At 67.5% G+C, this 385-nt stretch carries 1 protein-coding gene; it reads right to left on the bottom strand.

All coding sequences use genetic code 11. From position 1 onward, the window contains the following. The coding region (locus JK364_RS54690) for an acyltransferase domain-containing protein (RefSeq protein WP_201858921.1) at positions 1-385 on the bottom strand (385 nt) is incomplete at both ends.

The following is a 385-nucleotide window of genomic DNA, read 5'->3' as shown; positions in this document are numbered from 1 at the left end:
GGTGCTCCGCAGATTCCGATACCAGTACCCGGCATCCAGCTCGGCCGTGTCCAGCCACTCCGCGTCCACCGTGGAAAAGAACGGGATACGTGAGGACACCGGACGGACCTGCGACAACGACCGCGCCAACTCCTCCTCGATCACCTCCACCTGCGCCGTATGCGAGGCGTAATCCACATCGACCCACCGCGCCCGCACCCCAGCGCCCTCACACTCCGCCACCAGCTCCCCCAACGCCTCCGGCTCACCAGCCACCACCACCGACAACGGCCCATTAACCGCCGCCACCTCAACCCGACCCGCCCAACGAGACACCAACAACTCCGCCTCGCCCACACCGACGCCCAGCGACACCATCCCACCCCGACCCGACAACCCAGCAGCG

Source organism: Streptomyces endocoffeicus, assembly GCF_016741935.1.
Lineage (GTDB): Bacteria > Actinomycetota > Actinomycetes > Streptomycetales > Streptomycetaceae > Streptomyces > Streptomyces endocoffeicus.
This window is presented reverse-complemented; position numbering and strand designations above follow the sequence as displayed.